The sequence below is a fragment of the Mixta sp. Marseille-Q2659 genome (genome assembly GCF_940807255.1).
Taxonomy (GTDB): Bacteria; Pseudomonadota; Gammaproteobacteria; order Enterobacterales; family Enterobacteriaceae; genus Mixta.
In genome coordinates this window covers 68,044-85,336 of the sequence record NZ_CALNWY010000017.1, presented here as the reverse complement: position 1 = coordinate 85,336, position 17,293 = coordinate 68,044, and the positions used below count along the sequence as shown (strand labels likewise).

Annotated in this window: 20 protein-coding genes; 6 read left to right on the top strand and 14 right to left on the bottom strand. The window is 52.6% G+C overall.

Annotation, left to right across the window (positions count from 1 at the left end):
- Positions 1–739, bottom strand: a 739-nt coding sequence (locus P3C52_RS13430) for an iron-containing alcohol dehydrogenase (protein WP_275555486.1), incomplete at its 3' end; no start/stop codon positions are given.
- Positions 740–1,030: 291 nt separating this feature from the next.
- Here P3C52_RS13430 and gntT point away from each other — a divergent pair.
- Positions 1,031–2,347 carry a gluconate transporter gene (gene gntT / locus P3C52_RS13425; protein WP_275555485.1) on the top strand — a complete coding sequence of 439 codons (1,317 nt, stop codon included), beginning with the start codon at positions 1,031–1,033 and terminating at the stop codon, positions 2,345–2,347.
- Between the two features lie 103 nt (positions 2,348–2,450).
- Here the strand turns inward: gntT and P3C52_RS13420 are convergent, their stop codons facing one another.
- Positions 2,451–2,696, bottom strand: coding sequence for a hypothetical protein (locus P3C52_RS13420; protein WP_275555484.1), 246 nt, complete (start codon positions 2,694–2,696; stop codon positions 2,451–2,453).
- Between the two features lie 181 nt (positions 2,697–2,877).
- On the opposite strand from P3C52_RS13420, the gene P3C52_RS13415 reads away from it, so the two are divergent.
- The 5 genes from P3C52_RS13415 to tatE all read left to right on the top strand — a co-directional run bounded on the left by P3C52_RS13415 (position 2,878) and on the right by tatE (position 6,205).
- Positions 2,878–3,054 (top strand): hypothetical protein, encoded by a 177-nt coding sequence (locus P3C52_RS13415; RefSeq protein ID WP_275555483.1) that lies wholly within the window; start codon positions 2,878–2,880, stop codon positions 3,052–3,054.
- A gap of 957 nt (positions 3,055–4,011) precedes the next feature.
- A complete protein-coding gene (gene cspE / locus P3C52_RS13410; protein ID WP_038627478.1) occupies positions 4,012–4,221 on the top strand; it encodes a transcription antiterminator/RNA stability regulator CspE in 210 nt (69 codons plus the stop codon).
- 341 nt (positions 4,222–4,562) lie between these two features.
- Positions 4,563–4,988, top strand: a complete 426-nt coding sequence (locus P3C52_RS13405) for a GNAT family N-acetyltransferase (RefSeq protein ID WP_275555482.1) — start codon at positions 4,563–4,565, stop codon at positions 4,986–4,988.
- A gap of 53 nt (positions 4,989–5,041) precedes the next feature.
- A complete protein-coding gene (locus P3C52_RS13400; RefSeq protein WP_275555481.1) occupies positions 5,042–5,830 on the top strand; it encodes a deaminated glutathione amidase in 789 nt (262 codons plus the stop codon).
- Between the two features lie 174 nt (positions 5,831–6,004).
- Positions 6,005–6,205, top strand: a complete 201-nt coding sequence (gene tatE, locus P3C52_RS13395; RefSeq protein ID WP_275555479.1) for a twin-arginine translocase subunit TatE — start codon at positions 6,005–6,007, stop codon at positions 6,203–6,205.
- A 167-nt stretch (positions 6,206–6,372) separates the two neighbouring features.
- On the opposite strand, the gene lipA is transcribed toward tatE, so the two are convergent.
- From lipA to lptE, 12 genes are all read right to left on the bottom strand, one after another.
- Positions 6,373–7,338: a lipoyl synthase gene (gene lipA / locus P3C52_RS13390; protein WP_275555478.1), complete on the bottom strand. Its 966-nt coding sequence runs from the start codon at positions 7,336–7,338 to the stop codon at positions 6,373–6,375.
- Positions 7,339–7,510: 172 nt separating this feature from the next.
- Positions 7,511–8,170, bottom strand: a complete 660-nt coding sequence (gene lipB, locus P3C52_RS13385; RefSeq protein ID WP_275555477.1) for a lipoyl(octanoyl) transferase LipB — start codon at positions 8,168–8,170, stop codon at positions 7,511–7,513.
- A gap of 82 nt (positions 8,171–8,252) precedes the next feature.
- Positions 8,253–8,516, bottom strand: coding sequence for a DUF493 family protein YbeD (gene ybeD / locus P3C52_RS13380; RefSeq protein ID WP_275555476.1), 264 nt, complete (start codon positions 8,514–8,516; stop codon positions 8,253–8,255).
- Between the two features lie 101 nt (positions 8,517–8,617).
- On the bottom strand, positions 8,618–9,829 hold the full coding sequence (gene dacA / locus P3C52_RS13375) for a D-alanyl-D-alanine carboxypeptidase DacA (RefSeq protein WP_275555475.1): 1,212 nt from the start codon (positions 9,827–9,829) through the stop codon (positions 8,618–8,620).
- 147 nt (positions 9,830–9,976) lie between these two features.
- Positions 9,977–11,053 carry an endolytic peptidoglycan transglycosylase RlpA gene (rlpA, locus tag P3C52_RS13370; RefSeq protein WP_275555474.1) on the bottom strand — a complete coding sequence of 359 codons (1,077 nt, stop codon included), beginning with the start codon at positions 11,051–11,053 and terminating at the stop codon, positions 9,977–9,979.
- A gap of 10 nt (positions 11,054–11,063) precedes the next feature.
- The gene (gene mrdB, locus P3C52_RS13365; protein ID WP_275555490.1) at positions 11,064–12,176 is read right to left on the bottom strand and encodes a peptidoglycan glycosyltransferase MrdB; all 1,113 of its coding nucleotides are present in this window, start codon (positions 12,174–12,176) and stop codon (positions 11,064–11,066) included.
- A gap of 8 nt (positions 12,177–12,184) precedes the next feature.
- Complete coding sequence (gene mrdA / locus P3C52_RS13360; RefSeq protein WP_275555473.1) at positions 12,185–14,089, bottom strand: peptidoglycan DD-transpeptidase MrdA; 1,905 nt, start codon at positions 14,087–14,089, stop codon at positions 12,185–12,187.
- A gap of 33 nt (positions 14,090–14,122) precedes the next feature.
- Positions 14,123–14,593 (bottom strand): 23S rRNA (pseudouridine(1915)-N(3))-methyltransferase RlmH, encoded by a 471-nt coding sequence (gene rlmH / locus P3C52_RS13355; RefSeq protein ID WP_103058767.1) that lies wholly within the window; start codon positions 14,591–14,593, stop codon positions 14,123–14,125.
- 3 nt (positions 14,594–14,596) lie between these two features.
- A complete protein-coding gene (rsfS, locus tag P3C52_RS13350; RefSeq protein WP_275555472.1) occupies positions 14,597–14,914 on the bottom strand; it encodes a ribosome silencing factor in 318 nt (105 codons plus the stop codon).
- An 89-nt stretch (positions 14,915–15,003) separates the two neighbouring features.
- Positions 15,004–15,648 carry a nicotinate-nucleotide adenylyltransferase gene (gene nadD / locus P3C52_RS13345; RefSeq protein WP_275555471.1) on the bottom strand — a complete coding sequence of 215 codons (645 nt, stop codon included), beginning with the start codon at positions 15,646–15,648 and terminating at the stop codon, positions 15,004–15,006.
- The gene (gene holA, locus P3C52_RS13340) at positions 15,649–16,680 is read right to left on the bottom strand and encodes a DNA polymerase III subunit delta (protein ID WP_275555470.1); all 1,032 of its coding nucleotides are present in this window, start codon (positions 16,678–16,680) and stop codon (positions 15,649–15,651) included.
- Positions 16,677–17,279, bottom strand: coding sequence for an LPS assembly lipoprotein LptE (gene lptE, locus P3C52_RS13335; protein WP_275555469.1), 603 nt, complete (start codon positions 17,277–17,279; stop codon positions 16,677–16,679). The genes holA and lptE overlap by 4 nt, the downstream gene beginning before the upstream one ends.
- Between the last annotated feature and the right edge of the window lie 14 nt (positions 17,280–17,293).

The following is a 17,293-nucleotide window of genomic DNA, read 5'->3' as shown; positions in this document are numbered from 1 at the left end:
AGGCCAGCAGCATTGCTTCGCGCGCGTCGGCTCCACGCCGATCCTGACGATTAAGATCCGGCCAGCCCTGAACAAAGTGACGCATGCCGTTAAGTGCTGTCTGGCGGCTAAAGCGATCCCCTTTTGCCGATAGCCAGGCTTCAAAAAGGTGGGTAAATGCGTCGATTGCACAGCAGGTTAGCGTATTATCTGGCGTACCATCGAGCAGATCGGCATCGAGAATGGCAACCTGCGGTACAAAGTTAGCATGGCGCAGCGATGCTTTAACCTTAATTGCCGCCTGGTCCGTAACCACTGCGTTTTGGGTAACTTCGCTGCCGGTACCGGCGGTGGTAGGAACCGCAATCACGGGCAGTGTATCCCCACTCACCGGCGTATCGCCGACCTTTTCCAGATAGCGCAGTGTGTTTAACGGGTATTGACTGACGGCAGCAAAAGCTTTCGCTGCATCCAGAACGCTACCGCCACCAATAGCGACCACGCGTTTTACCTGGCCGCGCCAGCGCGCCACCCAGCGATCTATCTCATCCGGGGACGCTTCATGCGTAATCCGTTCATGCCCGATGAGCAAAGCGTTAAGCTCAGCGCTAATGGCGGCGTAGTGCGGACTCTGCAAAAAAGAACGGCCACAAAATAACAGGGTAGGGCAAGGGTCTTGTTGCAACAGCGGCAACAGCTTTTGCAGGCTGCCGCGTCCGAAAAATGTCTGGCGATTCGCTATCATCTGGCTGATTAACACATTTGTACCTGCGAGGCTATTCTTGAAGTGAAATCGAGTGTACCAGTCAACCGCTTCGCTATGGAAAGTTGGACTTGTTAACATTGTGGCAAAAAGTTGATCACCTTCTCAAATCAGGAATTCTGCCTGCTTCCCTCATTCCGGCGACAATTTGTTACCGTTACCATGTTATCGGTAACAATGTTGCGGCATCCCAGATCCGGCTGAGCAATCCGCTCACTCTTCTCTGCCGTAACTTAAAAATTACGCTACCGGTCGTTAACCACAGCGACCCTTCACCGGAGAAAAATTATGCCATTAGTTATCGTCGCGGTCGGAGTTGCGCTTCTGCTCCTGCTGATGATTCGCTTCAAGCTTAATGGATTTATTGCGCTGATCCTGGTCGCGCTGGTGGTTGGCATGATGCAGGGAATGCCGGTCAATAAAGTCATTACTTCGATTAAAACGGGCGTCGGCAGTACCCTGGGCAGCCTGGCGCTGATTATGGGATTTGGCGCGATGCTGGGGAAACTGCTGGCTGACTGCGGCGGCGCGCAGCGTATCGCGACTACGCTGATCGCAAAATTCGGCCAGCGGCATATTCAGTGGGCCGTTGTGCTAACTGGTTTTACCGTAGGATTTGCGCTGTTTTATGAAGTGGGGTTTGTCTTGCTGCTGCCGCTGGTGTTCAGCATTGCCGCCTCGGCGCGGGTGCCGCTGTTATATGTTGGTGTACCGATGGCGACGGCGCTCTCTGTCACTCACGGCTTCCTGCCGCCGCATCCTGGCCCGACGGCCATTGCCACGCTGTTTAATGCCGATATGGGTAAAACCCTGCTGTTTGGTACGCTGCTGGCTATTCCGACCGTTATTCTTGCCGGGCCGGTTTATGCGCGCTTTCTGAAAAATATTGATAAGCCCATCCCGGAAGGACTTTATAACCCCAAAACTTTTAGTGAAGCAGAAATGCCCGGTTTTGGCGTCAGCGTCTGGACGTCGCTGGTGCCGGTAATTTTAATGGCGCTGCGTGCGGTCGCGGAGATGATCTTACCGAAAGGGCATGCCTTACTGCCCTGGGCTGAGTTTTTTGGCGACCCGGTGATGGCTACGCTGATTGCTGTGCTGATTGGGATTTTCACCTTCGGCCTTAATCGTGGTCGCAGCATGGACGAAGTGATGGGTACGCTGACTGACTCTATCAAGATCATTGCCATGATGTTGCTGATTATCGGCGGCGGCGGCGCGTTTAAGCAGGTTCTGGTAGACAGCGGCGTGGATAAATATATCGCCGGATTGATGAATGAAACCAACGTGTCGCCTATTTTTATGGCCTGGTCAATTGCTGCCGTGCTGCGAATCGCGCTGGGTTCAGCAACCGTTGCTGCTATTACCGCAGGCGGTATTGTGGCGCCGCTGATTGCGACTACCGGCGCCAGTCCTGAATTAATGGTGATTGCAGTCGGCGCCGGTAGCGTGATTTTCTCGCATGTTAACGATCCCGGCTTTTGGCTGTTCAAAGAGTATTTCAATCTGACGATTGGCGAGACAATGCGTTCATGGTCGGCGCTGGAGACCATCATCTCCGTTTGCGGGTTGGTAGGGTGTTTGCTGCTTTCCGCTATGATTTAACCTTTCTTAACAGAAGCAAAGCGGCCTGCTTTGCTTCTGCTCTTATACCGAGCGATATGCCACCAACACCGTTGGTAAATGTGAAAATCAGGTTGCGGTAAGGCTAGTGGGGTTGGGTAAAGCCCGCTTTAACCATTTGTTCGCGCAACGCCTGGGTGATTTCGCGATTGCCACCGGTTATTGGATAAATCACGTTATTCACGACATCGTCCAGATAATGCTCATCAAACTCCTGTAACGAGAGTTGAGCGCCTCCCTCATCGTTAATCGCAATCGAGCCCTTAATGTGATTACCAGCATGATTCGCTTTCAGACAATATCTGCCCATATTGGTATCAATCGTACTCATAAGGCCTCCTTTGTACAGGCTGAAAAGGACCACTAAGGCTTAAGTTGATACGCGCTATAAGTTTAGTGTTCTTTTCGGCGCAGATCGAAGCGCCAGCCAGCGGTAAAAGAGCAGAGCGCGATCTGGGTCGCAAATATGCAGAATCTGTAGCCTTAACTATACTTAAGCAACGGATAACGTTGTGATTGTTATTGAGCAGGTCGGCAAGGGGTACTTGACCACATCGTGGCTAAATTTACTGGACGGCGCTAACGTCGTTGAAAAGGAGAATGGAATGAAAATCATACTGTGGATTATTGCGATTATTTTTATTGTTGGGTTACTGACGCTGACCGGCGTATTTAAAATCCTGTTTTAACAGAGCTTGCGGCACCTTCAACAGGTGCCGCAGCGTTTGACGTTAACCTATGTTGCGCTGACCAATCAGGCAGCGTGTAATAGGATCAATTTCTGTGCGTGGTAGTAAATCCTGTGCGGTAAAAGGTTTAAAGCAATAAGCACATACCGCGCCGTGGTGAAGTTTTCCTTTCTGATCCCCGGTTGTATAGCGAAACCTTTTACTGCCGCAGGCGGTACATCTTACCTTCATGACCATCCTTATCTTCCTTATGTCTGATTTCGCGGCGAGAATTATCTTAGCAAAAACATATGAAAGATCTATAAATTTACTTTATCTGTTCAATGTGGTTATGGTCACTTTATAAATAAATGAAAAGTAAGAAGATTTAATGAGTTTTAGAAGATTTATTAGCAATTACGGATGATAAAAAGTGCAATTCAATGATTTTCATCAATTGTAATGCAAAATATCAAGGGGGATGGCCTTTTTATCATAAGATTAAGGAAATAATGTAAATAAGCATTCTGAACCTTTTTGTAATTAGAATATATAAACCAGGACGTAAATCTGAAGCAGGGCTGAAGTTGCTAAGCAAGCACTGCCAGTTGGTGAAGTCAATCTGTATTCATCTTTTTCCTGACGTTTTTATCATCACTGATGATAGTTTTTCCTGGAAAAGATTCAGAAGTGAGCAAAAAGTCTTTTTCCCGAATCCGACAGACACAAAAAGCCAGCATTGACGAAGTTTTTAAAAATTTTATCTATAATACAACAGGTTAAATCGTTATCTCATTTTTCGTTAGTTCAAAGGGCGCTGATTTTTGTTCTTTTTACGTTACCCTGAAATCGTCACCTGCGAAAAAATAGCGATATTTATCACTTTTTCTTCATGACGTACTGGACAAAAGCCGCCGCAATTGCTGTACTTAACCCCGACACAGTTTAGTGTCCATTTTTCATGTAAAGGTAATATAGATGTCCAAGATCAAAGGTAACGTTAAGTGGTTTAATGAGTCCAAAGGATTCGGCTTCATTACTCCGGAAGATGGCAGCAAAGACGTATTCGTACACTTCTCTGCTATCCAGAGCAATGGTTTCAAAACCCTGGCCGAAGGTCAGCGCGTTGAGTTTGAAATCACTGACGGCGCAAAAGGCCCATCTGCTGCTAACGTTATCGCTCTGTAAGTTAACAGTCAGAATTTTAAAAACCCGCCTACAGGCGGGTTTTTTTTGTCTGTCATTCAGCGATAAATATACAACGCAATAAAAGTCATTAATGAAAGGTAGCTGAGCGCTACAGCAAACAGTTCAGACAGGCTTCGCGGCATCAGATTTTTCATTATTACCTCTCCCGATTCATCTGCCTGTAGTTTGCTGCTGCAAGATTAAGGAAACATTAATTATTGCGCGGCAGCACATAAACGGTGCTGGTCACGTTTTGCAATTGATATTTGCTTGCTTTGCGCGCGTAACTCCGTCTATAAACAGGAAATCCTGACGCGGTCAGCGCATCTGAAGGAGGCGCAATGCATATTCGTCCGGCTCAAACTAAAGATAGTTTTGTCTTAATTTCGCTATTGACCGAATTAGGCTACGGTGACACCGAAAGCTTTATGGGCAAGCGATTGCAGCAGCTTATTGACCATCCGAATGAAACGTTGTTGGTGGCGGAAGAGGGGCAAACCGTGCTGGGCTTTCTCTCCTTACATTTCATTCCGCAGCTGGCGCTGGAAGGGGATTTTGCCCGTATCAGCTATTTTTGCATCGCTGACGGCGAACGCAGTAAAGGCGTAGGGCAATATCTGATAGAGCATGCCGAGCGGATAGCACGTCAGCGAGGATGCGATCGCATAGAGGTGCATTGCCATGAGCGGCGTATCAAAGCAAACCAGTTTTATGCCCGTGAAGGGTATAGCGAGTCGCCACGATATCTGGTTAAGACGCTGAACTGATGATGCCGTTGACTGAACGGTGAGATTGTTTGATTGCCGCAGAAGGAAAAACGATGAAAGTGGCTATGGGGCAGTTTGCGGTAGGACGTGAATGGCAACAAAATGCACAGACCTGCGAAAAATTGATGCAGCAAGCGCAGGATGCCGGAGCGTCTTTACTGGTGCTGCCTGAATCAGTACTGGCGGCGGATATGTCCGATCCGGGCTTCTCTGTCAGCGCTGCGCAGCCGCTGGATGGCCCTTTTGTTACGCAGCTGCTAACAAAAAGCCAGGGCAGCTCGCTCACCACTATTTTTACCCTGCTTATGCCTGATGGCCCGCAGCGAGCCATCAACGCTCAGCTTGCTTTACGTAACGGAGCAATCATCGCGCGTTATGACAAATTGCATCTTTACGATGCGTTTGCTATGCAAGAGTCGCAGCGTGTCACCGCCGGAAACCAGCTACCGCCGCTGTTGGACGTCGGCGATATGAAAATCGGCATGATGACCTGTTACGATATTCGCTTTCCAGAGCTGGCGCGTCGTCTGGCGCTGGACGGTGCAGATGTGCTGGTGCTGCCTTCCGCCTGGGTAAGAGGCCCGTTAAAAGAAATGCACTGGGAAGTGCTGGTTACCGCCAGAGCGTTAGAAAACACCTGTTATTTAATGGCGGTGGGCGAGTGCGGCCCGCGTAATATCGGCAGCAGTTTAATTGTCGACCCGCTTGGCATTGCCATAGCGCGTGCCGCAGAAGAGCCTGCGCTGGTTTTTGCTGAACTGGATGCCGAACGTATTGCCAGCGCGCGGCAGCGGCTACCGGTATTAGCGAATCGTCGCTTTAACCGGCCAGAGCTGGCCTGACAACGCTTGATGTGGGTCAGGCGCATTATCCGCGCCCCGTGGCATTATAAGCACCGGCTGAAATAAGCCTCGCTTAAAAAAAATTAGTAATCTGTTACATGTCGCTGTTGTATTAATCAGCGTTCTGCGCGTTAATAGCGGCAGTTGGCTCCTCAGTTAATGTAAGAAGGTGTTATGGAAGGTATCAGTATTGCCAAGTTACTGGTTATCGGTGCGTTGATCGTACTGCTGTTTGGCACGAATAAACTCCGTTCGCTGGGTGGCGATTTAGGTGCCGCCATTAAAGGCTTTAAAAAGGCGATGAAGGACGAGGACGTGGCACCGGCTGCTAAGGCAGAAGAGATGCCAGCAGAGCGCGTAACCCACAAAGAGTAACCATTGCGGCAGTGTGAAGTTACAAGATGTAACTTTTACTGCATGAAAAAAGCCAGCTTAGCTGGCTTTTTTTGCATCCCGACGGCGGCTTTTTTCATAAATCATCTGCTTTGCTCCGCCGATAAAAAACGCAGCTCTCGCTGCGTTTTTTTGGTCCTCGGTAACGCTTATTTCACTTCCAGCCCTTTTGCCTGCAAATCGGCATGGTAGGAGGAGCGGACAAAAGGACCACAGGCCGCATGGGTGAAGCCCATCGCCAGCGCTTCTTCTTTCATCTCATCAAATTCCGCCGGGCTGACATAGCGCTGAACCGGAAGATGGTGGCGGCTTGGCTGCAAATACTGGCCCAGCGTCAGCATCGTCACGCCATGACGACGTAAATCGCGCATAACCTCGATAATTTCCGCATTGGTCTCTCCCAGCCCAACCATTAAGCCTGACTTGGTTGGGATCTCCGGGTGCGCTTCTTTAAAACGTTCCAGCAGCTTCAGAGACCATTCATAGTTGGCGCCGGGACGAACCTGGCGATAGATACGCGGCACGTTTTCCAGGTTGTGGTTAAACACATCCGGCGGCGTGGCGGTAAGAATTTCCAGCGCGCGATCCATACGGCCGCGGAAGTCGGGCACCAGCGTTTCAATTTTGATGGTCGGATTTTTTTCACGAATAGCACTGATGCAGTCAGCAAAATGCTGAGCGCCGCCGTCGCGCAGATCGTCACGATCCACTGAGGTCACCACCACATAACGCAGGCCCATATCGGCAATCGTCTGCGCCAGCTTCACCGGCTCGTTGCTGTCAGGCGTAAGCGGACGGCCATGCGCCACATCGCAGAACGGGCAGCGACGCGTACAGATGGCGCCAAGGATCATAAAGGTTGCGGTACCGTGGTTAAAACATTCTGCAAGGTTAGGGCAAGAGGCCTCTTCACAGACAGAGTGCAGACCATTTTTACGCATTGCTGCCTTAATACCCTGAATACGGCTGGAGTCGGCGGGCAGTTTAATCTTCATCCATTCGGGCTTGCGCAATAATTCCTGACGCTCGGTAACCACCGTTTTTACCGGGATTAACGCCATTTTGTCTGCGTCGCGATATTTAACGCCGCGTTCCATCTGAATCGGTTTACTCATAAGCTTGCAGTTTCCAGGTTGGATTGCAGTTTGAAAAGAGGCTGTAACTCAATGAGTCGGCTGCTTTTTCAACTTTATTTGAAAAATGTGCAAAAATTATATCATCTCACCGCCTGACAAACAGCCTGCCAGGGCGCGTTTAGGTTGCAAAATTGTAAAGCAGCACGCACGGTTACAAGACCGCTGATGTTTCCGCAGGTTGCCAGCGGGCAGAAGGAATAGCCAGCTGCTGCAAAAATTTTTCTACCAGTACTGGCTGGACATCAGAAGGCGTCACGCCCGCCCGGAACGCACTCAGCTGTGTCATTTCCAACCCGGCATAGCCGCAGGGATTGATACGCAGAAACGGTGCCAGATCCATGTTGATATTCAATGCCAGGCCGTGAAAAGAACAGCCCTGGCGAATTCGCAGGCCCAGCGAGCAGATTTTTTTGCCGTCAACGTAAACGCCCGGCGCATCAGGACGGGCATAGGCTTCCACATCATAATGCGCCAGCGTCGCCACTACCGTTTCCTCAATGGCAGTAACCAGCTGACGCGCGCCCAGCTTACGGCGTTTCAGGTCGATTAACACATACATGACCTGCTGACCAGGGCCATGATAGGTCACCTGGCCGCCGCGATCGCTCTGAACCACCGGAATATCGCCAGGCATTAATAAATGCTCTGCTTTGCCGGCCTGCCCCTGCGTAAACACGGGCATATGCTCTACCAGCCACAGCTCGTCTGGCGTATCGGCAGTACGTTGATCGGTAAACTGGTGCATCGCAAGAGAGACGGGTTCCCAGGGGCGCAGGCCCAGCTGGCGAACAATAAGAGAAGGCTGCTGCAAAACGTGCTTTCCGCTTCAGAGAAAGAAGGAAGTATAACGCGGGTCCTGGGCGAGCTCTACCCGCCCGGACAGTTGGCGATGGTTACAGCACCATGCGCACAATTTCAATTTTACCCAGTTCTTCGTACAGGGTTTCAATCTGCTCAATATGCGTGGCGTTGATGGTGATAGAAACGGAGTGGTAGTTGCCTTTGCTGCTGGGCTTTACATCGGGCGTATAATCGCCTGGAGCGTGACGCTGCACCACTTCCACCACATTATCAACCAGCTCCGGTTGCGCCAGGCCCATTACTTTATAAGTAAAGGAACAAGGAAATTCGAGCAGTTCATTCAGTTTGGTTTTCATAGGGACTCCGGTGCTAAAAAAGACTCCCGCCGCAGCGGGAGCTTACTGATTATCTGGTTATATGGGCGAATGCTGACAATATCAACTACAACAGACGCGCCTTAGCCAAACCAGTGGTGAAACATCAACTTGATATAATCGATAATACGGCCGAAGAAACCGCCTTCCGGCACTTCATTCAGCACCACCAGCGGGCGTTGCTCAATGGTTTTACCGTCCAGCTGGAAGTTGATCGTGCCAACCACCTGGTTTTTCTGCAGTGGCGCATGCAGTTCGGTATTGTTCAACACATAGCTGGCTTTCAGGTCTTTCATCCGACCACGAGGAATGGTCAGGTACATATCTTTATCCACGCCAAGCTGAACGCGATCGCTGTTACCGAACCATACGGGTTCAGAGGCAAATTCTTTACCGGCTTTCAACGGCGCGACGGTTTCAAAGAAGCGGAAGCCCCAGGTCAGCAGCTTTTTACTTTCAACTTCACGACCTTTATAGGTATGACCGCCCAGCACCGCGGAGATCAGACGCATCTGACCTTCGGTCGCGGAGGCGACCAGGTTGTAGCCCGCAGAAGCGGTGTGGCCGGTTTTGATACCGTCAACGTTCAGGCTGGTATCCCACAGCAGACCGTTACGGTTGGTCTGACGAATATTATTGAAGGTAAACTCTTTTTCTTTATAAACCGCATATTCTTCCGGCACATCACGGATCAGCGCCTGACCAATCAGCGCCATATCGCGCGCGGAGCTATATTGTCCTTCGGCGTCCAGACCATGAACCGTCTGGAAGTGGGTGTTCTGTAAACCCAGCGCCTTCACATAGTTGTTCATCAGGCCAACAAACGCATCCTGGCTGCCGGCGACATAATCCGCCATGGCAACACAGGCATCGTTGCCGGACTGCAGCACGATACCGCGCGTCAGCTGCGAAACCGGCACGCGATCGCCAGGCTTCAAAAACATCAGCGAGGATCCGCGGAAGACGGGGTTACCGGTCGCCCAGGCATCCTGTCCGACGGTAACAATATCATCCTGATGGATTTTGCCTGCCTTCACTGCCTGACCAATGACGTAGCTGGTCATCATTTTTGTCAGACTGGCAGGGTCGCGGCGTGCGTCGGCGTTCTTTTCAGCGAGGACTTTCCCGGAGTTATAATCGATTAGGATATACGCTTCTGCGTCAATATCCGGTACGCCGGGGATCATGGTTTTAAGATTAATATCTTCAGCCAGCGCGACCTGACTCAGGCTCAGGGCAATCACGGTGCCCGCCGCCAGGCGCTTAAAATAGTGACAGGTTTTCAGCGTATTCATGTTAGGGACAACAACATCCGTGGAGGTTAGTGAAAAAAGTGCCTTACTATAGCAAAAGGCGTTTTTACAGGCATCCAACTTCGCGTTGACAAAATCAGCAGCCAGCCAGCTTCTGTCGAGCCAACGCAAAGTTGTCGCCACTGGTTTTTACATGCCGCTATGGATCACGGTAATAAAGGATTGCTGACTGGCTTCGCTAATCAGCCGCTGCTGTAGCGCCGCCGCCTGCTGACGCGAGGCGAAAGGCCCCAGCTGTACGCGATAAAGTTTTCCGCTGCTGGCGACGGCAGCTGGCACGCCAAACTGCGACTTCAGCTTATCGGCCCATTGTTGCGCGCGACTGGCATCGCTTAGTGCGCCAACCTGTACCACATAATTTCCGGCAGCGCTGTTCTCTGCACTGGCAGGCGCGCTGGCCGCGACCGGTGTACTGACTGCTGCTGGCGCTTCAGGTTCGCTGCCTTCCAACACGCCTGGCTGTAACGGCGTCGGCGCGCCAAGGAAGCCGCTGCTGTGGACCGGGGCGCCCATCTGATTTTCGCTGGTTAACGTGCTGTTATCCACCGGATGCACATTCTGCGGCTGTTCTACAGGCGCCGCTGCGCCGCCCATTATCGTCATACCGCCGCCAATATCGGGGCGAGAGGGCAGGGCATAGCTTTGTTTGGCGACCACGGTGCCAACGGTGCCGGGTCCTGAGAGCGAACCGTCCGGCGCGACTTTAATATAATCGAGACGCACACGGGTATTGTTCGAGATATTCAGCCGATCGCCCGCCGCGCGCGAAAGGTCGATAATCCGGCCTGGCGTGTAAGGCCCACGATCGTTCACGCGCACGACCAGCTGCCTGCCATTCGCCAGGTTGGTTACGCGGACATAGCTGGGCAACGGCAGGGTAGGATGCGCGGCGGTTAAGGCTTCGGAATCAAAGGGTTCGCCAGTAGCGGTCCGGGTGCCGTTCGCTTCGTCGCCATACCAGGCCGCCAGACCGGTTTCGCTGTAATTGGAAGGATCTTTAATAATGCGGTACGTTTTGCCGTTAACGCTGTAATCCTGGCTGGTCGCAGGATTAATCGGCTCATAACGCGGCTCGACGCCGCCGATTTCAACAACCGGACCATTATAGGCGGGCTGCTGCGGAGCGGACGTCTGCTGTTCTGTATTTGTGGTACAGGCGGCTAACAGCAGCGAGGCTGCACCCACCCAAAGCCAATCCTTACGCATCGAGAGCCTCTTAAACGCTTTTAGACAATAATTTTCGGTGTGTGTGGATTGACATAACGATGCCAAATCCCGCCATCAAAACAATCAGCGCCGATCCGCCGTAACTCACCAGCGGCAGCGGAACGCCTACGACCGGTAAGATACCACTTACCATGCCGATATTAACGAAAACATAGACAAACAAAATCAGCATCAGGCCGCCCGCCATCACGCGACCAAAAGTGGTTTGCGCACGCGCGGCGATAATCAGGCCGCGCATAATCAGCAGCAGATAGAGCGCCAGCAGAATCAGCACGCCGACCAGGCCCAGTTCTTCGGCCAGTACCGCAAAAATAAAGTCCGTATGACGTTCCGGCAGAAATTCCAGCTGCGATTGCGTGCCGTGCAGCCAGCCTTTGCCGCGCAGGCCGCCGGAGCCGATAGCGATCTTCGACTGGATAATATGATAGCCCGCGCCCAGCGGATCGCTTTCGGGATCGAGCAGCATCATGACGCGGTCGCGCTGGTAATCGTGCATCAGGAAGAACCACAGCACGGGAATAAAAGCGGCGACCAGCAGCACAGCGATGCCGATCAGTTTCCAGCTCATGCCGGAGAGAAACAGCACGAACAGACCGGACGCGGCGATCAGAATCGAGGTGCCGAGATCGGGCTGCGCGGCAACCAGCAAGGTGGGAACAAAAATTAATACCAGCGCAATGCCGGTGTTTTTTAAGGTAGGCGGACAAACGTCGCGGTTGATAAAGCGCGCCACCATTAGCGGAACGGCAATTTTAGCGATTTCGGAGGGCTGAAAACGTACGATACCGAGATCGAGCCAGCGTTGCGCCCCTTTACTGATGTGGCCGAAGGCGTCGACCGCGATCAGTAATATCACACAGACGATATATAAATAGGGCGCCCAGCCTTCATAAACGCGCGGCGGTATCTGTGCCATGGCTACCATGACCGCCAGACCCATAAAAATCTGGCCAATTTTGCGTTCCATCATGCCCGGATCCTGACCGCTGGCGCTCCACATTACGAAGGCGCTGTAGATCAGCAGACAAGCAATGATAATCAGAAACAGAGGGTCGATATGAATTTTGGTCCAGATCGATTTTTTTTGTGGGCTATCGTTCATGGACATTGTTATTCACCTTCATAACCGGGTGGTGTCGGCGTCGCATCAGGCAGCACCGTATTGTTATCACCTAACATAATATGGTCGAGGATTTGACGCATTACCGTACCGACTGCCGGTCCGGCGCCGCCGTTTTCCAGAATTATGGTTACCGCAACGCGCGGTTTGTCGTAAGGCGCGAACGCCGTCATCAGTTTATGATCGCGCAGGCGTTCAGCAATCTTATGCGCGTTATAGGTTTCATTTTCTTTCAGGCCAAACACCTGCGCCGTACCTGATTTTGCTGCGATTTTATAAGGCGCGTTATCAAAACTTTTATGAGCAGTGCCGTTTGGCCGGTTAGCAACGCCATACATGCCATCTTTGGCAATTTCCCAATAGCCGGAGTGAATATCGCCAATCGGAGTGGCGGGTGGCTGACGGTAAGGCACCATCAGGTTATTTTCCCGCGTCGCGCGCAGCAGATGAGGCGTTTTGATAACGCCATCGTTAATCAAAATCATCAGCGCCTTATTCATCTGTAGCGGTGTGGCGGTCCAGTAGCCCTGACCAATGCCGACCGGAATGGTGTCACCCTGATACCATGGCTTTTTAAACCGCTTCATCTTCCATTCGCGCGTAGGCATGTTGCCGGGGTTTTCCTGCGGCAAATCAATACCGGTGCGCTGGCCGTAGCCAAATTTATTCATCCACTCCGACAGGCGATCGATGCCCATATCATAGGCAACCTGATAGAAGAAGGTATCCGCAGATTCTTCCAGCGATTTCGTCACGTTCAGACGACCATGGCCCCATTTTTTCCAGTCGCGATAGCGCTTTTCAGAACCTGGAAGCTGCCACCAGCCCGGATCGAACAGGCTGGTATTGCGCGTAATGACGCCAGCGCTCAGCGCGGAAACGGCGACATAAGGCTTGACGGTAGAGGCGGGCGGATAGGCGGCCTGAATGGCACGGTTATAAAGCGGACGATTCTCGTCCTGCAACAGCGCCTTATAATCCTTGCTGGAAATCCCATCGACAAACAGGTTGGGATCGTAGCTGGGCGTGGACACCATCGCCAAAATCTCGCCGGTACGCGGATCGCTGACGACGACCGCCGCGCGGCTGCCAACCAGCAAGGTTTCGATATACTGCTGAAGCTTGAGATCGATAGTCAGCCAGATGTCGCGTCCGGCTTGTGGCGATTGCTCATGAAGCTGGCGAATGACGCGGCCACGGTTGTTAACCTCAACCTCTTCATAGCCGGTTTTACCGTGCAGCACATCTTCGTAATAGTTCTCGATGCCGAGTTTGCCAATATCATGCGTTGCCGCATAGTTAGGCCACTTTCCCTCTTTATCGAGGCGCGCCACGTCACGATCGTTAATTTTCGATACGTAGCCCACGACGTGGGTCAGGGTTTGACCATAAGGATAGTAGCGACGCTGATAGCCTTTCACCTCAACGCCGGGAAAACGGTATTGGTTAACGGCAAAACGGGCGACCTGAACATCATTCAGCGCAGTTTTCAGGGCAATAGAAGTGAAGCGACGCGAGCGTTTACGCTCTTTCTCGAAATTCTCAAGATCGTCATCGGTCAGATCGAGTATCGGCCGCAAATCTTGCAGTGTCTGCTTAAGATTATCGACCTTTTCCGGCACCAGCTCCGCCTGATAAATGGTACGATTCAGCGCCAGCGGCGTGCCGTTGCGGTCATAAATAATGCCGCGGCTTGGCGCGACCGGCACTAGCTTGATACGGTTTTGGTTAGAGCGGGTGCTGTAATCTTCGAAGCGTAAAATCTGCAGGTGATACAGATTAACGACCAGTACGCCGGAAAGCAGCAAAATGCCGACGAACGCCAGCAGCGCCCGCCGTACAAAGAGTGTCTGCTCGGCAGTATAGTCACGAAAAGAGTTGCGTTGAGATTTCATCCGCTGTTTGGGTGTCCGTTTTGCCTTATCGAATTATTCACGGTGATAAGGATGATTCGCAGTAATGCTCCATGCACGATACAGGCTTTCTGCGACCAACACGCGTACCAGCGGATGAGGCAGCGTCAGTGCTGAAAGAGACCAGCTCTGTTCTGCGGCAGCTTTGCAGGCCGGGGACAACCCTTCCGGGCCGCCAATCAGCAGGCTGACATCGCGTCCATCCTGCTTCCAGCGCTCCAGCTGTTGGGCAAGCTGTGGCGTTTCCCAGGGCTGCCCTGGAATATCCAGCGTCACAATACGGTTACCCTTACCGACGGCTGCCAGCATCGCTTCCCCTTCCTTTTCAAGAATGCGCTTAATATCCGCATTTTTGCCGCGCTTGCCAGCTGAGACTTCAGTCAGCTCCAGCGGCATATCTTTTGGAAAGCGACGCAGGTATTCCATAAAGCCGGTTTGCACCCAATCCGGCATTTTGGTGCCTACGGCAACAAGCTGCAACTTCACTGCTTAACTCCAGAGTTTTTCCAGTTCATACAGGTGACGACTCTCTTCCTGCATGACATGAACAATTACCTCACCGAGATCGACCACCACCCAGTCGGCAACATTTTTGCCTTCCACGCCGAGCGGCATCAGGCCAGCGGCGCGCGACTCTTCCATCACGTGATCGGCAATCGACATCACATGACGCGTAGAGGTGCCGGTACAGATGATCATGCAATCGGTGATGCTGGATTTACCCTGCACATTGATAGAAACAATATCCTGACCTTTCAGATCATCAATCTTATCAATAACGAAGTCTTGGAGTTCTTTACCTTGCAAAAGGTTCCCCTTTTAAGCGTTTCTGTGGTCTGTCAAACGTCGCCTGGCGACGCCTGAAAAATTGAGCGGCGCAGTATACCATGCGCTTATCAAGGGCGATATAAGCCCTGTTGATTGATATAGTCGATAACGGCGGCAGGAAGCAAGTCATCGCAGGCTAACCCCTGATGCCGACGCGTACGAATTTCAGTGGCCGAAACCGGCACCAGCGGCGTATCGGCCAGCCAAATCAAACCGCCCGGCTGCTGATGTAGTGCGCTGACATTGTGCGTCTGATGGCGATCCAGCCAGCGTTGCAGTTCCGGGGTCGGCATCGCGCGATCGTAACCGGGACGTTGGCAAACCAGCAGGTGACAGAGCGCCGTCAGCTGTTGCCAGCGATGCCATTTATGCAGGCTGAGCAGGGAATCCTGGCCAATGATAAAGGCCAGCGGCTGCTCAACACCGCGCTCCGCGCGCAGCTGCTCCAGTGTTTCTACCGTATAAGAGGGCGTCTCGCGCTCCAGTTCCCGCGTATCGAGCGTAAAAAGCGGCCGATCGGCGATAGCAAGTTTAACCATGGCGACACGTTGTGCTGTGCTGGCTTCGGGCTGAGGCCGATGCGGCGGCACATTATTCGGCAACAGCGTGACCTGCTGTAAGCCCACCTCGTGCGCCAGCGCCTCTACCGTTTTCAGATGACCGTAATGAATGGGATCGAAAGTGCCGCCGTAGAGCGCGTGAAGTGAAGCCATTTAAAATTCGCCTAATTCTGCAGGCAGCGCTTTATTGCACAGCAGTAGCGAGAGCGTTTCCAGCTCCGGCCACAGGCGCTGACCATAATCCTGCTTAAGCGTAATTTCTAAACGCGTCAGCAAGCTAATAGCCTGACGGATTTGCAGCAAGGTGAGGCGCTGCAACGCTTCGCTGAACAGCGCGCGGCGGTTTTGCCAGACGCGATGCTGATCGAACAGCGTACGCAGCGGAACATTGTGCTGCTGACGCTGTAATGTCAGCAGCAGCAACAATTCGCGCTGCAGAGTGCGGATTAAAATCACCGGCTCGCTCTCTTCGGCGGCCAGCTGCCGCAGAATATGCAGGGCGCGTTTGCTCTTACCAGCCAGCAGCGCGTCAACCCAATGAAAAGGGGTAAAGTGCGCCGCATCGCTTACCGCCTGTTCTACGCGCGGCAAGGTCAGCTTTCCATCGGGCCAGAGCAGCGACAGGCGCTCCAGCGCCTGCGCCAGCGCCAGTAGATTACCTTCGTAGCAGTAACACAACAGCTGGCAGGCCGCTTCATCCAGATCGAGCCGCATATTTTTGGCGCGAGCGGCAACCCAACGCGGCAGCTGCGCATGCTCAGGCGTGGCACAGGGAACCAGCACCGCCTGCGCGCTAAGCGCTTTAAACCAGGCGCTGTTTTCCTGCGCTTTGGTCAGCCTGTTGCCAATAATAATTGGCAAAATATCGCTATGCAGCAGCGTACTCAGCTTTTCCAGCTGGGTCGCCATGGCTGCGTTAGGGCCGTTTTCCGGCAGCGTCAAGGTGAGCGTCTGGCGACTGGCAAACAGGCTCATCGCCTGACAGTTGCTAAAAACGCTATCCCAGTCGGTGTTGTTATCCAACACCACGTTGAAATGCTCAATAAAACCTTGCTGTTGCGCGCAGGCCTTGATGGCGTCATGGCTTTCCTGCAACAGCAAGGGCTCATTGCCGATAAGCAGATAGCAGACGCGCAGCCCCTCCTGGAGCTGCGCGTGGAGTTGTTCAGGGTAAATCCTGATCATTGCAGACTGGTAGCTGAAGAAGAGGAGACTTCCGGCGAATCTTCTCCCGGCGCCAGGACATCAGGTGCCGGCAGGGTCTCTTTGTCGTTCAGCTGGGCGGCATGAACTGTCAGCAGCTTACGCACCAGTTGCTCCGCTACGCGCTGACGCATTTCATCGCGAATGATGCTTTGCTCCGCATCTTTCGCCAGCGCGGCCAGCGGGTTATCGAAGAACGAACGGTACGTTGTCGCGTTGATAGGATAGATACCCTTATTAGGGATAACGACCTGTGCGCTCAGCGTCATTACCATCGAGTACTCCGCCGTCACGCCGTTCTGAAATACCGATGCGGTATCCTGCGACTGACGTTCGCCCCCCACTCGCAGCGTTGGCAGATCGGTACGGGTGCCCGCATTCTCCGCTTCCACAATCGTAATATTGTTCAGACGCAGCTGCTGACGCACCGCACGCGTCATCGGACCGTAGGGATCGCTGCTTTGCAATACCAGGGTGCGTAACTCATGCGGCACCTGAGTCGTGCTGCGCAGATGGAAACCGCAGCCGGCGGTAATCAATACCGCCAGGCTGAGTAAAAGGGTAAAAATCGGATGTCGCACAGTTCCTCCTGAAC

Coding starts and splice junctions, on each gene's coding strand:
- mrdB (WP_275555490.1), bottom strand. CDS start 12,176: ATGAACGATAGCCCACAAAAAAAATCGATCTGGACCAAAATTCATATC.
- holA (WP_275555470.1), bottom strand. CDS start 16,680: ATGATCAGGATTTACCCTGAACAACTCCACGCGCAGCTCCAGGAGGGG.
- lipA (WP_275555478.1), bottom strand. CDS start 7,338: ATGAGTAAACCGATTCAGATGGAACGCGGCGTTAAATATCGCGACGCA.
- tatE (WP_275555479.1), top strand. CDS start 6,005: ATGGAAGGTATCAGTATTGCCAAGTTACTGGTTATCGGTGCGTTGATC.
- nadD (WP_275555471.1), bottom strand. CDS start 15,648: ATGGCTTCACTTCACGCGCTCTACGGCGGCACTTTCGATCCCATTCAT.
- P3C52_RS13405 (WP_275555482.1), top strand. CDS start 4,563: ATGCATATTCGTCCGGCTCAAACTAAAGATAGTTTTGTCTTAATTTCG.
- ybeD (WP_275555476.1), bottom strand. CDS start 8,516: ATGAAAACCAAACTGAATGAACTGCTCGAATTTCCTTGTTCCTTTACT.
- rlpA (WP_275555474.1), bottom strand. CDS start 11,053: ATGCGTAAGGATTGGCTTTGGGTGGGTGCAGCCTCGCTGCTGTTAGCC.
- cspE (WP_038627478.1), top strand. CDS start 4,012: ATGTCCAAGATCAAAGGTAACGTTAAGTGGTTTAATGAGTCCAAAGGA.
- dacA (WP_275555475.1), bottom strand. CDS start 9,829: ATGAATACGCTGAAAACCTGTCACTATTTTAAGCGCCTGGCGGCGGGC.
- P3C52_RS13420 (WP_275555484.1), bottom strand. CDS start 2,696: ATGAGTACGATTGATACCAATATGGGCAGATATTGTCTGAAAGCGAAT.
- P3C52_RS13400 (WP_275555481.1), top strand. CDS start 5,042: ATGAAAGTGGCTATGGGGCAGTTTGCGGTAGGACGTGAATGGCAACAA.
- mrdA (WP_275555473.1), bottom strand. CDS start 14,089: ATGAAATCTCAACGCAACTCTTTTCGTGACTATACTGCCGAGCAGACA.
- gntT (WP_275555485.1), top strand. CDS start 1,031: ATGCCATTAGTTATCGTCGCGGTCGGAGTTGCGCTTCTGCTCCTGCTG.